At 70.9% G+C, this 14,357-nt stretch carries 11 protein-coding genes; 9 read left to right on the top strand and 2 right to left on the bottom strand.

Going from position 1 to position 14,357, the window contains the following annotated elements; genetic code table 11:
- Positions 1-5 precede the first annotated feature (5 nt).
- Genes frc through OO60_RS03275 form a run of 3 tightly spaced genes read left to right on the top strand, consistent with a single transcriptional unit; the run spans position 6 to position 4,773 of the window.
- Positions 6-1,235, top strand: coding sequence for a formyl-CoA transferase (frc, locus tag OO60_RS03285; protein WP_004562330.1), 1,230 nt, complete (start codon positions 6-8; stop codon positions 1,233-1,235).
- A gap of 1 nt (position 1,236) precedes the next feature.
- The gene (locus OO60_RS03280; protein ID WP_004562331.1) at positions 1,237-3,381 is read left to right on the top strand and encodes an acetate--CoA ligase family protein; all 2,145 of its coding nucleotides are present in this window, start codon (positions 1,237-1,239) and stop codon (positions 3,379-3,381) included.
- 15 nt (positions 3,382-3,396) lie between these two features.
- On the top strand, positions 3,397-4,773 hold the full coding sequence (locus OO60_RS03275; RefSeq protein WP_033260736.1) for an OFA family MFS transporter: 1,377 nt from the start codon (positions 3,397-3,399) through the stop codon (positions 4,771-4,773).
- Positions 4,774-4,834: 61 nt separating this feature from the next.
- Here the strand turns inward: OO60_RS03275 and OO60_RS03270 are convergent, their stop codons facing one another.
- The gene (locus OO60_RS03270) at positions 4,835-5,623 is read right to left on the bottom strand and encodes a GntR family transcriptional regulator (protein WP_004562333.1); all 789 of its coding nucleotides are present in this window, start codon (positions 5,621-5,623) and stop codon (positions 4,835-4,837) included.
- 175 nt (positions 5,624-5,798) lie between these two features.
- Between OO60_RS03270 and OO60_RS03265 the strand changes: the two genes are divergently transcribed.
- Genes OO60_RS03265 through OO60_RS03250 form a run of 4 tightly spaced genes read left to right on the top strand, consistent with a single transcriptional unit; the run spans position 5,799 to position 11,314 of the window.
- The gene (locus tag OO60_RS03265; protein WP_004562334.1) at positions 5,799-6,788 is read left to right on the top strand and encodes a 2-dehydropantoate 2-reductase; all 990 of its coding nucleotides are present in this window, start codon (positions 5,799-5,801) and stop codon (positions 6,786-6,788) included.
- A 13-nt stretch (positions 6,789-6,801) separates the two neighbouring features.
- Positions 6,802-8,715, top strand: coding sequence for a molybdopterin oxidoreductase family protein (locus OO60_RS03260; RefSeq protein ID WP_004562335.1), 1,914 nt, complete (start codon positions 6,802-6,804; stop codon positions 8,713-8,715).
- A gap of 2 nt (positions 8,716-8,717) precedes the next feature.
- Positions 8,718-10,460: an NAD(P)H-dependent oxidoreductase subunit E gene (locus tag OO60_RS03255; RefSeq protein WP_033260735.1), complete on the top strand. Its 1,743-nt coding sequence runs from the start codon at positions 8,718-8,720 to the stop codon at positions 10,458-10,460.
- Positions 10,457-11,314 (top strand): 2Fe-2S iron-sulfur cluster-binding protein, encoded by an 858-nt coding sequence (locus OO60_RS03250; RefSeq protein ID WP_004562337.1) that lies wholly within the window; start codon positions 10,457-10,459, stop codon positions 11,312-11,314. Before OO60_RS03255 ends, OO60_RS03250 begins: the two co-directional genes overlap by 4 nt.
- Here the strand turns inward: OO60_RS03250 and OO60_RS44900 are convergent.
- Positions 11,311-12,546 carry an SMI1/KNR4 family protein gene (locus OO60_RS44900; RefSeq protein WP_051767624.1) on the bottom strand — a complete coding sequence of 412 codons (1,236 nt, stop codon included), beginning with the start codon at positions 12,544-12,546 and terminating at the stop codon, positions 11,311-11,313. The two genes, OO60_RS03250 and OO60_RS44900, sit on opposite strands and share 4 nt — an antisense overlap.
- Positions 12,547-12,662: 116 nt before the next feature.
- Here OO60_RS44900 and OO60_RS03240 point away from each other — a divergent pair, with 116 nt between their 5' ends.
- Entirely contained in the window at positions 12,663-13,472 is an 810-nt protein-coding gene (locus OO60_RS03240) for a hydroxypyruvate isomerase family protein (RefSeq protein ID WP_003055169.1), read from the top strand.
- Positions 13,469-14,356 (top strand): 2-hydroxy-3-oxopropionate reductase, encoded by an 888-nt coding sequence (locus OO60_RS03235; RefSeq protein WP_003055171.1) that lies wholly within the window; start codon positions 13,469-13,471, stop codon positions 14,354-14,356. Before OO60_RS03240 ends, OO60_RS03235 begins: the two co-directional genes overlap by 4 nt.
- The last annotated feature ends 1 nt before the right edge of the window (position 14,357 follow it).

The following is a 14,357-nucleotide window of genomic DNA, read 5'->3' as shown; positions in this document are numbered from 1 at the left end:
AAGGCATGGGTAAGGCACTGGAGGGCGTCCGCGTCCTCGACATGACGCACGTGCAGTCCGGTCCGTCGTCGACGCAGCTGCTCGCCTGGCTCGGCGCGGACGTGATCAAACTGGAGACGCCCGGGCGCGGCGACATCACCCGCGGGCAGCTGCGCGACCTGCCCGGCGTCGACAGCCTCTACTTCACGATGCTTAACGCCAACAAGCGCAGCATCACGCTCAACATGAAGAGCGAGGAAGGCAAGGGCGTCTTCGAAAAGCTCGTGTCCGGAGTGGACGTCCTGGTGGAGAACTTCGGCCCGGGTGTCGTCGACCGGTTCGGCTACCCCTGGGAGAAGCTCGCCGCGCTCAACCCGCGGCTGATCTACGCTTCCATCAAGGGGTTCGGCCCCGGCCGGTACGCGGACTTCAAGGCGTACGAGGTGATCGCGCAGGCCATGGGCGGCGCCATGAGCACCACCGGCTTCGAGGACGGGCCGCCCACCGCGACCGGCGCGCAGATCGGCGACTCCGGCACCGGCATCCACCTCGTGGCCGCCATCCTCGCGGCGCTGTACCAGCGGACCTCCACCGGCCGCGGCCAGCGCGTCCAGGTCGCCATGCAGGACGCCGTGCTCAACCTGTGCCGCGTCAAGCTGCGTGACCAGCAGCGCCTGGCGCACGGCCCGCTGGGGGAGTACCCGAACGACCAGTTCGGCGACGAGGTCCCGCGTTCGGGCAACGCCTCCGGCGGCGGGCAGCCCGGCTGGGCGGTGAAGTGCGCGCCCGGCGGGCCGAACGACTACATCTACGTGATCGTGCAGCCACCCGGCTGGGCGCCGCTGGCGCGGCTGATCGGCAAGGCCGAGCTGGCCGACGACCCGGCGTGGGCCACGCCCGAGGTCCGGCTGTCCAAACTGGACAAGATGTTCGCGCTCGTCGAGGAGTGGACCGAGAAGCACACCAAGTGGGAGGTGCTGGAGAAGCTCAACGCCGGCAACATCCCGTGCGGCCCGATCCTGTCCACGAAGGAGCTGATCGAGGACGAGACGCTGGCCGAGCTCGGCTCGGTGGTCGAGGTCCCGCACCCCGAGCGCGGCACCTTCAAGACCGTCGGCTGCCCGCTGAAGCTGTCCGACTCGCCGGTGGAGATCGAACGATCGCCGCTGCTCGGCGAGCACAACGACGAGGTGCTGGCCGAACTCGGCTACAGCGAAGCGGAGCTCGACAAGTTCCGCGCGGCGGGGGTGATCTGACGTGGCGGATCGCGCGGCGGTCGGGAAGATCCTGGAACGGGCGGCCGCCGAGGGCCGGTCATCGCTGACCGCGCCCGAGGGGCGTGCGGTCTGCGAGGCCTACGGTATCCCGACCCCGGCCGAGCAGCTGGCCACCACGGCCGAGGAGGCCGTGGCGCACGCCGAAGCCATCGGGCTGCCGGTGGTGCTCAAGATCGTCTCCCCGGACATCCTGCACAAGACCGAGGCCGGGGGCGTGCTCGTCGGGCTGACCGACGTGGATGCGGTATCCGCGGGGTTCACGCAGATCGTTGACAATGCCCGGACCTACGACGCCGACGCGAAGATCCTCGGCGTCCAGGTGCAGCAGATGCTCACCGAAGGCCAGGAGGTGATCATCGGCTCGGTCACCGACCCGACCTTCGGCAAGATCGTCGCGTTCGGCCTCGGCGGCGTCCTGGTCGAGGTGCTCAAGGACGTCACCTTCCGCCTCGCACCGACGTCGACCGAAGACGCACTGTCGATGGTCGACGGTATCCAAGCGGCCGAAATCCTGCGGGGTGTCCGCGGATCGGATCCCGTCGACCGCGACGCGCTCGCCGCCGTGATCACCGGCCTCGGCGAGCTGGTCACCGACTTCCCGCAGCTGTCCGAAGTGGACCTCAACCCGGTGCTCGCCACGCCACGCGGGGCCACCGCGGTCGACGTCCGGATCCTGCTCGACCCGGACGCGGCGCAGGAGCCGGTCAGGTTCACCCAGGAGGAGATCCTCGCTTCGATGAACCGGATCATGAAACCGGCGGCGGTCGCGGTGATCGGCGCGTCGGCCGAGCCCGGGAAGATCGGCAACTCGGTCATGAAGAACCTGGTCGACGGCGGGTACGCGGGCGAGATCCACCCGATCAACCCCAAGGCCGCCGAAATCCTCGACCGCAAGGCCTACCCGAGCATCGCCGACGTGCCCGGCGACGTCGACGTGGCGGTGTTCGCCATCCCGGCGAAGTTCGTCCCCGCGGCACTGGAGGAGGCCGGCAAGAAGGGCGTGGCGGGCGCGATCCTCATCCCGTCCGGCTTCGGCGAGACCGGCAACACCGACCTGCAGGACGAGGTCGTCGCGATCGCCCGCAAGCACGGCGTGCGCATCCTCGGCCCGAACATCTACGGCTACTACTACACGCCGGAAAACCTGTCGGCGACATTCTGTACACCGTATGACGTCAAGGGTGGCGTCGCCCTGTCATCGCAGAGCGGCGGCATCGGGATGGCCATCCTCGGCTTCAGCCGGTCGGCGAAGATGGGCGTCTCCTCGATCGTCGGCGTCGGCAACAAGGCCGACATCGACGAGGACGACCTGCTCACCTTCTTCGAAGAGGACGAGCACACCCGGCTCGTCGCGATGCACCTGGAGGACCTCAAGGACGGGCGGGCGTTCGCGGAAACGGCGAAACGGGTGTCGAAGCACAAGCCGGTCGTCGTGCTCAAGGCCGGGCGGACGTCCCAGGGCGCCAAGGCGGCCGGCTCGCACACCGGCGCGCTCGCCGGCGACGACCGGGTCTACGACGACATCTTCCGCCAGAGCGGCGTGATCCGGGCGCCCGGGCTGAACGACATGCTCGAGTACGCCCGCGGCATCCCGCTGCTGCCGACGCCGCGGGGCGAGAACGTCGTCATCATCACCGGCGCCGGCGGCTCCGGCGTGCTCCTGTCGGACGCCTGCGTCGACAACGGGCTCGGCCTGATGGAGATCCCGCCGGACCTCGACACGGCGTTCCGGGCGTTCATCCCGCCCTTCGGCGCGGCGGGCAACCCGGTCGACATCACCGGCGGCGAGCCGCCGTCGACCTACCGCAACACGATCGCGCTGGGGCTCGGGGACGACCGGATCCACGCCCTGGTCCTCGGCTACTGGCACACCATCGTCACCCCGCCGATGGTGTTCGCGGAGCTCGTCGCCGACGTGGCCGAGGAGTTCCGCGCGAAGGGGATCCACAAGCCCGTCGTCGCGTCCCTGTCCGGCGACGTCGAAGTCGAGGAGGCGAGCGACTACTTGTACGACCGCGGCGTCGTCGCGTACCCGTACACCACCGAGAAGCCCGTGGCGGTGCTCGGCGCGAAGTACCGCTGGGCGCGGGCCGCCGGCCTGCTTTCGAACCTGAGTCAACGGTGACGAAGGAGAACTGTCATGACCGCAGCCACTTATCAGGAGATCGTTGACGAGAACGGAAGAGTCTACCGGGTGGGCGAGTCCCCGCACGACATCATGGGCCGCTCACGCAGCTGGATGGTCTGGCTGCCCTGGATCGCCATGATGGCGGTCAGCGTCTTCGAGTACGGCTGGGGTGCCGTCGAGGGCACTCTGGAAGAGAAGTACGGCTGGACGCTGTCGGACGCGTTCTGGCTGGCCAGCATCTGGGCGGTGTTCCAGGCCGGCGTCGCTTTCCCGGCGGGGCGGCTCCGGGAGCGCAACGTCGTCTCGGCGAAGACGGCGATGCTGTTCGGCGCCCTGTTCAGCGGAATCGGCTACTTCACCATCGCGCACAGCGGGAACCTGACGCTGGCGTTCATCGGGTACTCGGTCCTCGGTGGCACCGGCGCCGGGCTCGTGTACGCAACGTGCATCAACATGGTCGGCAAGTGGTACCCGGAGAAGCGCGGCGCGCGGACCGGGTTCGTCAACGGCGGGTTCGCCTACGGCTCGGTGCCGTTCATCTACCTGTTCAGCGCGTTCCTCGGGCACGAGAACGTGACCGGGGTGCTGGACGGCATCGGCCTCTACATGCTGGTCGTCGTCGGCGTCTGCGGGTTCCTGTTCAAGGACCCGCCGAAGAGCTGGTGGCCGGCGGAGGTCGACCCGATCTCGTGGGCGAAGGGCAAGGTGGGGGTGCAGAGCCTGGCCAAGAACCCGCCCGCGGTCCGCCAGTTCACGCCGGTGGAGGCGATCCGGACCGGCATGCTCCCGCTGATGTGGGTGTGCCTGGTGATCATCGGCGGGGTGTCGCTGTTCGGCATCAACTTCCAGGTGCCGTTCGCCAAGGAGAGCCACTTCGGCGCGTTCGTCGCGGCCTCTTCGGCCGGTGTGCTGGCCATCGTGAACGGTACCGGCCGCGCGGTCGTCGGCTGGGCGTCGGACAAGCTCGGGCGCCGGCAGACGCTGACGATCGTGCTGCTGATCGCCGGCGGCGCCCAGTTCGGTGTGCTGTATGCCGGCAACACGCACAACCTGGTGCTGTTCATGGTGTTCGCGTTCCTGACCGGGTTCGGCGGCGGCGCGTTCTACCCGCTGTTCGCGGCGCTCGTGCCGGACTACTTCGGCGAAAACAACAACGCGTCGAACTACGGCCTGGTCTACAGCGCGAAACTGGTCGGCGGCGTCGGTGGCGGCGGGCTCGCCGCCGGGGTGATCAGCGCGTGGGGCTACACCGGCGCGTACGTCCTGGCCGGGTGCATCGCGGTCCTTTCGGCCGTGCTGACGCTGTTCCTGCGCCAGCCGGGCCGGCCGCGCCACCAGCTCGCCGAAACCGAGCTGGTGACGCGCCCGTCCGCCGCCGCCGGCGGTTAACCTCGCCGGTGAGGCGGTGTTCACCCGGCCAGGGCCCACCTGGCCGGGGGTTCAGCGGCGCTCACCCCCGCCGGGGGTCCGGGGACTTGCCCCCCGGCGGGGTGTGGGGCTCGGTCCCGGACGGCTCAGCCGGACGTTCGTGGTAGGCCTGGCGGGTCCGTTCGGTGTGCTTCGCCATGATCTTCTCGGCCGCGTCGGCGTCCTGGGCGGAGATGGCCCGGATCAGCTCTTCGTGCTCGTTCCAGGCGTCGCGCCCGCGGGGCCGGGCGATCGGGGTGTAGTACCAGCGGACGCGGCGGTCGACCAGGCCGATCAGCTCCGCGAGCACGGCGTTGCCGGAGAGCTCGGTGATGAACGCGTGGAGCGCGGCATTGGCCGCGACCAGGCCTTCGGTGTCCTGTTTGGCCAGTGCCTTGAGGCCGATCTGCTGCAGGTGGTGCAGGTGGAAGACGTCTTCCGCCTTCGCGTTGCCGGCGGCGAGCTTCGCCGAGTGCGTCTCCAGCACGCTGCGGACGCTCAGCAGCTGGTCGGCCTCCTCGTCGGTGGGCAGGTGCACGAAGGCGCCCTGGGCGGGGCGGAGGTCGACCCAGCCTTCGCTCTGCAGCCGCTGCAGGGCTTCGCGGACGGGCTGCCGGCTCACGCCGAGGTATTCGGCGAGGTCGGCTTCGACCAGGTGCTGGCCGGGTTCGAGGGTGCGGTTGATGATCAGCTCGGCGAGGGCCTCGTAGACGACCTGGCGCAGCGGGGCCGGCCGTTCGACGCGCTTGGCGGCGGTCGAGCTGAGCGAGCCCTTGGCCGTGCGGCGGCCGGTCGGGCCGCGGCCGGGGAGCGGGGGAACGGGCTGGCTCACGGGACACCTCGAAGTCGAGTGGAAGGGACGATCGCACCCAGGATACAGGTTTTGGTATGCAAAATCCCGAAAGCTCACCCGGTCGGGAAGCCGGGGTGGTCGCTGACCAGGACACTCTGGCCTCCATCCCGAATCCAGGATACTGTATGCAATCGAGCGACCAGGGAGGCACATCATGAAGGTGGCTGTTCTCGGGGCCGGCGCGATCGGCGCCTACGTCGGGGCCGCGCTGCACCGCGGCGGGACCGAGGTGCACCTGATCGCCCGCCGGGCCCACCTCGCCGCGATGCGCGAACGCGGCGTCCGCGTGCTCAGCCCGCGCGGTGACTTCACCGCGCACCCCCACGTCACCGACGACCCCGCCGAGGTGGGCGAGGTCGACTACGTGTTCCTCGGCCTGAAAGCCAACTCCTACGCGAGCAGCGGCCCCTTGCTGGCCCCGCTGCTCGGCCCCGAGACGGCGGTCGTGGCCGCCCAGAACGGCATCCCGTGGTGGTACTTCCACGGCCTGCGCGGACATCCGCTCGAAGGACGCCGGGTCGAGACCGTCGACCCCGGCGGTGCGGTGACCGCGGTGCTCGGGCTCCGGCGGGCGATCGGCTGCGTCGTCTACTGCTCGACGGTGATCGAGGAGCCGGGCCTCATCCGGCACCTGGAAGGCACCCGGTTCTCCCTCGGCGAGCCGGACGGCGAGATCTCGGCACGGGCCAAGGTGCTGAGCGCGGCGCTGATCGCCGGTGGCCTCAAGGCGCCGGTCGAACCCGCGCTGCGCGACGACATCTGGATCAAGCTGATGGGCAACGTCGCCTTCAACCCGCTCTCGGCGCTGACCCGGGCGACCATGGCCCAGATGTGCGAGCACGACGACACCCGCGAGCTCGTCGCCACCATGATGACCGAAACCCTGGCGATCGCCCGCGCCGCGGGCAGCGACCCGGGTGTCTCGGTCGAGAAGCGCATCGACGGCGCCTGGCGCGTCGGCCACCACAAGACGTCGATGCTGCAGGACCTGGAAGCCGGCAAGCCCCTCGAGATCGACGCGATCATCGGCGCGGTCGTCGAGCTGGCCGGGCTCACCGGCGTGCCCGCGCCCGCGCTGCGGTACGTCCACGCCGCCGTTTCCCTGCTCGACCACACCAGCAAAGTCCCCGTCGGATCGCACTGACCGGAGGTTCGGAGTGAAGCGCAGGAAGACCGAGCCGTACGTCCGGCTCACCCGGCCACTGGTGCGCGATTCCGGCGTGCTGCGCCCGGCGACCTGGGCGGAAGCCCTCGACCGAGCCGCCGCCGGGATCCGCCGGACCCTGGAGACCCGCGGGCCCGAGGCGTTCGGCATGTTCTCGTGCGCCCGCGCGACCAACGAGATGAACTTCGCCGCGCAGAAGTTCGCCCGCGCGGTGATCGGCACGAACAACGTCGACTCGTGCAACCGCACCTGCCACGCACCCAGCGTCGCCGGGCTGGCCCGCGTGTTCGGCAGCGGCGGCGGCACATCGTCCTACCAGGAGATCGAGGACGCCGACGTCATCGTGATCTGGGGCGGCAACCCCCGCGAGGCGCACCCGATCTTCTTCCACCACGTCCTCAAAGCCGTCCACAAGGGAGCGAAGCTCTTCGTCGTCGACCCACGGCGGACCAGCACCGGGAGCTGGGCGCACCGGCTGCTGCAGCTCGAAGTCGGCGCCGACATCCCGCTGGCCCACGCCATCGCGCGGGAGATCATCCACTCGGGACTGGCGAACACGACGTTCGTCGAGCGGGCCACCGAGGGGTTCGCCGAGTTCGCCGCGTCGGTCGAGCCGTGGACCCTCGAAGCCGCGGAGCAGACCACCGGTGTGCCGGCCGGGCTGATCCGCGAGCTCGCCCACGCCTACGCCCGCGCCGACCGCGCCCAGCTGTCCTGGACCCTCGGCATCACCGAGCACCACAACGGCACCGACAACGTGCTCGCGCTGATCAACCTGGCGCTGCTGACCGGGCAGGTCGGCCGCTACGGCGCCGGGCTGAACCCGCTGCGCGGGCAGAACAACGTCCAGGGCGGCGGCGACATGGGGGCCATCCCGGACCGGCTCCCGGGTTTCCAGGACGTCCTCGACGCGGACGTCCGCGCGAAGTTCGACACGGCGTGGGGCTCGGCGATCCCGCCGCGCCAGGGCCTCAACCTGACCCAGATGCTCGACGCGATGGAACGCGGCGACCTGACCTGCGTGTACGTCATCGGCGAGAACCCAGTCCAGTCCGAAGCGGACTGCGAGCACACGATCAAGCGGCTGTCCACTGTGGATCACCTGATCGTGCAGGACATCTTCCTGACCAAGACCGCGCAGCTGGCCGATGTCGTGCTGCCGGCGACCGCGGCCTGGTGCGAGAGCGACGGCACGTTCACCAACTCCGAACGCCGGGTGCAGCGCGTCCGCAAGGCCCTCGAACCGCCCGAGGGCGCCCGCGACGACATCGAGCTGCTGTCGGAACTGGCCCGGCGGCTCGGCCACGACTGGCACTACACCGGCGGCGAAGAGGTCTGGGACGAGCTGCGTTCGCTGTCGCCGATGCACGCCGGGATGTCCTACGCCCGGCTCGAGGAACTCGGCGGCATCCAGTGGCCGTGCTACGCCGAAGACACCCTCGAACCGACGTTCCTGCACGGCCGCCTGTGGGCAGCCGACCCGGCCGAGCGCGGCCGCCCGGCGCCGTTCACGGTCATCGAGCACAGCCCGCCGGTCGACCTGCTCACCGACGAGTTCCCGATCCGGCTCACCACCGGACGGCGCCTGGACTCCTACAACACCGGCGTCCAGTCCGGCGGGTTCCCGTCCCCGCTGCGGCAGGGCGAGACCCTCGACCTGTGCCCGGAGGACGCCCGGTCGCTCGCCGTCGAGCCCGGCGAACTGGTCCGGATCTCCTCGCGGCGCGGCGAGATCGTCGCGCCGGTGCGGCTGGACAAGGGCCTGAAACCCGGGCTGGCGTTCATGACCTTCCACTTCCCGGACGAGGTCGACGTCAACGTCATCACGATCGAGGCCACCTGCCCGATCGCCGGGACGGCCGAGTACAAGGCCGCGGCCATCCGCGTCGACAAGCTGGCGGTGTGACGGTGGACCTCAAGCTGCTGGACGCCGTGGCGTCGCACGAGGAACGGGAGGCGGTCGCCGGGTTCGCCGGCGGCGGCCGCGACCAGCTGCTGCCCGCGCTGCACGCGGTCAACGACCGGGTCGGCTGGATCAGCCAGGGCGCGCTGAACCTCATCTGCGAGACGCTGCACGTGCCGCCCGCCGACGGGTACGGCGTGGCGAGTTTCTACTCGCTGTTCGCGCTGGAGGAGCGCCCGGAGCGGGTCGTGCACGTGTGCACCGACCTGGCCTGCCGGCTCAGCGGTGCGGATACTGTCTGCGATGTGCTCACCGAGCACGTCGGCGCCGCGGGGAAGGCGCGCGGCGGGGTCACGTGGCTGCGCAGCCCGTGCCTCGGCGTCTGCGAACGCGCCCCCGCGGCGCTGACGTTCCAGGCCGGCGACCCGCCCACCACCGAACTGCTCGCTCCGGCGACCGGCGCGTCGGCCGTCCTCGCCGCCGGGCGCCCGCCCGCGGGAGACGGTCCGCCGCCGGTGATCCACCAGAAGGAGGGGGTGCGGCTGCTGCGCCGGGCCGGGGTGGTCGATCCGTCCAGTTTGGACGCCTACCGCGCCACCGGCGGATACGCCGCGTTGCGCAACGCCTTCCGGATGGGGCAGGCCGCGGTGATCCGCGAAGTCACCGACTCCGGACTGCTCGGCCGCGGCGGGGCCGCGTTCCCGACCGGGCGCAAGTGGGCGGCCACGGCCGCGCAACCCGCCGCGCCGCACTACCTGGTGTGCAACGCCGACGAGAGCGAACCCGGCACGTTCAAGGACCGCGTGCTGCTCGAAGGCGACCCGTTCGCGCTGGTCGAGGCGATGACGATCGCGGCGTTCGCGATCGGCGCCCGCCAGGGGTACGTCTACCTGCGCGGCGAATACCCGCGGGCGCTGCGGCTGCTGCGGAACGCGATCGGCGTGGCACGGGAGCGCGGGTTCCTCGGCGTCGACGTCATGGGGCACGAAGGGTTCTCGTTCGACATCGAGATCCGGCGCGGCGCGGGCGCCTACATCTGCGGTGAGGAGACCGCGATCTTCAACTCCATCGAGGGCTTCCGCGGCGAGCCCCGCACGAAACCGCCGTTCCCGGTCGAGCAGGGGCTGTTCGGCAAGCCGACCGTGGTGAACAACGTCGAGACACTGGTCAACGTCCCGCTGATCCTCACCGAAGGCGCCGCCGCGTACCGGGCGATCGGCACCGAGGGCTCAGCCGGCCCGAAGCTGTTCTGTCTCTCCGGGAATGTCGAACGGCCCGGTGTCTACGAAGTACCGTTCGGAACGACGCTGCGTGAGCTGCTCGCCATGGCCGGGGGAGTGCCGGAGGGCCACTCGCTGCGGGCGATCCTGCTCGGCGGCGCGGCGGGCGGGTTCGTCCGCCCGGACGAGCTGGATCTGCCGCTCACGTTCGAGGACGCGCGGGCGGCCGGGACCACGCTCGGCTCGGGGGTCGTCCTGGTGCTGGACGACCGCGCCGACCTCGGCGGGTTCCTGCTGCGGATCGCGGAGTTCTTCCGCGACGAGTCGTGCGGCCAGTGCGTCCCCTGCCGGATCGGCACCGTGCGCCAGGAGGAGGCGATCCGGCGGGTCCTGTCCGCCGGCTCCGAGGAACGGCCGCTGCTCCGGGAACTGGGCGGGGTCATGCGCGACTCGTCGATCTGCGGCCTCGGCCAGACCGCCTGGAACGCCATCGAATCCGCCATCGACCGGCTGGGAGCCCTGCAATGACCATTGTGGACATCGGTATCCCGCGCCGGCTGGTCGAGTTCACCGTGGACGGCGAGACCGTCCGCGTCCCCGAAGGATCGACCATCCTCGACGCGTGCACCGCGGCCGGGAAGGCGATCCCGACCCTCTGCTACGGCGACACCCTGGAACCGGCGAACGCCTGCCGGGTCTGCATGGTCGAGGTCGAGGGATCCCGGACGCTGGTGCCGTCGTGCTCCCGCCGGGCCGAGCCGGGGATGGTGGTGCACACCGATTCCGCGCGCACGCGCACGAGCCGCAAGGTGGTCCTCGAGCTCCTGGCGTCGGCCACCGACCTTTCGACGACGCCGGGCGTCGCGGAATGGCTCGCGGAGTCCGGCGCCGATCCCGGCCGGTTCGGCCCGGACGCGGCCACCGTCGCCCAGCCGGCCATTGTGGACAATGAACTGTACGTCCGTGACTACGGCAAGTGCATCCTCTGCTACAAGTGCGTCGACGCGTGCGGCGAGCAGTGGCAGAACTCGTTCGCGATCACCGTGGCCGGTCGCGGTTTCGACGCGCGGATCTCGACGGAGTTCTCGAATCCGTTGCCGGACAGTGCCTGCGTGTACTGCGGCAACTGCGTCGAGGTCTGCCCGACCGGCGCGCTGAGCTTCAAGCGCGAGTACGACAAGCGCGAAGACGGCACCTGGGACGAGGCCCGCCAGCAGCAGACCACGACCGTCTGCACGTTCTGCGGTGTCGGGTGCACTCTGACGCTGCACGTCCAGGACAACGAGATCGTGAAGGTGACCTCACCGCACGAAAGCTCGGTGACGCACGGGAACCTGTGCATCAAGGGCCGCTTCGGCTGGCAGCACGTCCAGAACCGTTAGGACCACGCAGCCAGCACGCGATCGAGGTTGATCAGCACGGTCGGGTGCTCTTCGACGGCTCGGCGGCGGCGCAGCGCCGTGCGCAGGGAACGTTCGTCCCGGCGCTGCACGGCCTGCACGGCGTGGATCCGGACGTGGGCGTCCTCGTCGTCCAAGGCCGGCTCCAGCAGCGCCTTCGCCTCGCCACCGGCGTCGATGAGGTGCCAGACGGCGGCCGTGCGGGTGCTCGGTTCGGGCCGGGTGAGCAGCGGCGCCAGGTCGGTGACGAGGAGTTCCCCGGACGCGGTCAACGCTCGCATCGCGTGCCAGACCACGTCGGGATCGGGGTCGGCGAGGAGCTCCCTGGCCCGGCCGGCGAGATCCGCAGTGGCGAGCGCGGCGAGGGCGCGGATCGCCTCGGCGCGAACGGCGGGTTCGGGGTCGGCCATGGCCGCGCGGGCGGCCGGTGCCACCGCCGCTTTCACCGCCCGGGCGGCCGCGAGTGCTGCCGCACGCACCCGGGCGTCCGGGTCGGCGGCCGCGGCCGCGAACGCCGTGGCCGCCGCGGGACCGGCCGAGGGCAGGAAGGCCACCGATGCCGCGGCCTTGGCCCGCCGTCGCGGATCCGGGTCCCCGGCGAGGACCGCGAGCAAGGTGTCTTCGCCGCCGGGAAGCTTGTGGCCGAACTCCGACACGGAGCACCCGGCCAGCAGCTCGTCGAGCCAGCGGTGGTACCACGCGAGGAAGTCTTCGTCTTCCAGCACGTACGGGGCGGGCACGCCGTTGAGGTCGAGGTTGACCAGCCGGCCGCGGCCCGGGCCGGAAACGACGAGGTGCGTGTACCCGGTGCAGCCGTGGTGGACGACCGCGAGCGTGCCCTGGACCGGGTCGGGCCGGTCATCCGGTCCCCAGAAGCCGTCCCACCAGCCGTTCTCGAACCACCGGCCCGGCCGGAACGGGCTCGGTACGCGGAGGTGGCCGGGGAACGAGTCCGACACTTCCGCGTAGGCGTCGGCGAGCCGGAGCAGTCCGTAGCCCGGACCCGCGCCACCGTCGCCGACTTCGAGCAGGAACGTGCGGTAGCTCTCGGGCAGCCGGATGCCGTGCGCCGCCTCGAAAGCCGAAACCTCGTGCTCGGGCAAGGCCGGGTTCAGCCGGAAGTGGTGGGCGCCCGCGCCGAACGTCTCGCGCAGCCGCGGGTCGGCGGCCGCCCGTTCGAGCTGCTCGAGGATGCGGGCCCGTTCTCCGGTCATGTCTTCCCCCTGCGGTCCGGAACGAGCGTAGCGACCGAGCGTTGACCGCATCGCAGGTCAGCAGCTATTCTCGATATGCGAAAGAAAAATTCCGGATAGCGAAATTCGAGGTCGCGATGCCTGAAGGTCACTCCCTGCCGTACGTCGCCAACCTGTCGATCCTGTTCAAGGAGGTGCCCCTGCTCGAGCGGGCCGCCGCCGCGCGGGACGCCGGGTTCACCGACGTGGAGTTCTGGTGGCCGTTCGACACCGCGGTCCCCGCGCGCGACGAGGTGGACGCCTTCGTGGCCGGCCTCGACGGCGTCCGGTTGCGGGGCCTGAACTTCTTCGCCGGCGACATGGCCGCGGGGGAGCGGGGCCTGGTGAGCTGGCCCGGCCGCGAGACCGAGTTCGCCGACAGCCTCGCCGTCGCCCTCGCGATCGCCGAACGCACCGGCTGCCGCAGCTTCAACGCCCTCTACGGCAACCGGCTCGACGGCGAGGACCCGGCCAAGCAGGACGACCTGGCCCGCGTGCACCTGGACAAGGCCGCCGACGCCGCCGCGCGGATCGGCGCGCAACTGGTGCTCGAACCGCTTTCCGGCGCGGACCGCTATCCGCTCAAGACCGCCGCGGACGCCGTGGCCGTGCTCGACGACCTCGGGCGCGGCAACGTGCGGCTGCTGGCCGACCTCTACCATCTGGCAGTCAACGGGGACGACCTCGACGCCCTGGTCACGGTGCACACACCGCGGATCGGGCACGTGCAGATCGCCGACGCGCCCGGGCGCCACCAGCCCGGCACCGGCTCCCTCGACATCGACGGGTACCTCGCGAAGCTGCAGCAGGCGGGGTACGCGGGGTTCGTCGGGATCGAGTACGTCCCGGAGCCCGACACCGTCACGTCGCTGGACTGGCTGCCGATCACCCGAAGGGGACGAGCATGAAACTGGGATTCATCGGACTGGGCGTGATGGGCGCCCCGATGGCCGCGCACTTGGTCGCGGCCGGCCACGACGTCGGCGGCTACGACGTCCACCCCGCCGCGGGGGAGAAGCTGCAGGCCGTGGGCGGCCGCGCGGCGAGCGGGGTCGCCGACGCGGTGGCCGGTGCGGACGTCGTGATCACGATGCTGCCGAACCACCCGCAGGTCGAGGCGGTCGTGCTGGCCGCCGGTGGGGTGCTCGACACCGCCGAGCCCGGCACGTTGCTCATCGACATGAGCACCATCCGGCCCGAGACGTCGATCGCCGTCGCCGAAGCCGCGCGGGACAAGAAGGTCCGCGTGCTCGACGCGCCCGTCTCGGGTGGGCAGACCGGGGCCGAGCAGGCGTCACTGTCCATCATGGTCGGCGGTGACGAGGCGGACTTCGCGGCCGCGAAACCGGTGCTGGACGCGCTCGGGAAGACGATCGTGCACGTCGGCCCGCACGGTGCCGGCCAGGTCGTCAAGGCCGCGAACCAGCTCGTCGTCGGCGGGATCTACGGCCTGGTCGCCGAGGCGATCGTGCTGCTGGAAGCGTCCGGTGTGGACGCCGCCACGGGCCTCGACGTGCTCGCCGGCGGCCTCGCGGGCAGCCGGATCCTCGAGCTCAAGCGGCAGTCCATGGTGGACCGCCGGTTCGCGCCCGGCTTCCGGATCGACCTGCACCACAAGGACATGGGGATCGCGCTGGCCGCCGCCCGGCAGGCCGACGTCGCGCTCCCGCTGACCGGGCTGGTCGCCCAGCTCGTCGCCGCCGGCCGTGCCATGGGGTACGGCTCCCTGGACCACTCGGCCTTGCTCAAGGTCGTCGAACAGTTGTCGGGCCGCGTCCCGGCGGAGGTGTGAC

The sequence above is a fragment of the Amycolatopsis vancoresmycina genome (assembly GCF_000716785.1).
GTDB lineage: Bacteria > Actinomycetota > Actinomycetes > Mycobacteriales > Pseudonocardiaceae > Amycolatopsis > Amycolatopsis vancoresmycina.
The sequence above is the reverse complement of the archived record's forward strand: the minus strand, read 5'-3'. Positions and strand labels throughout refer to the sequence as shown.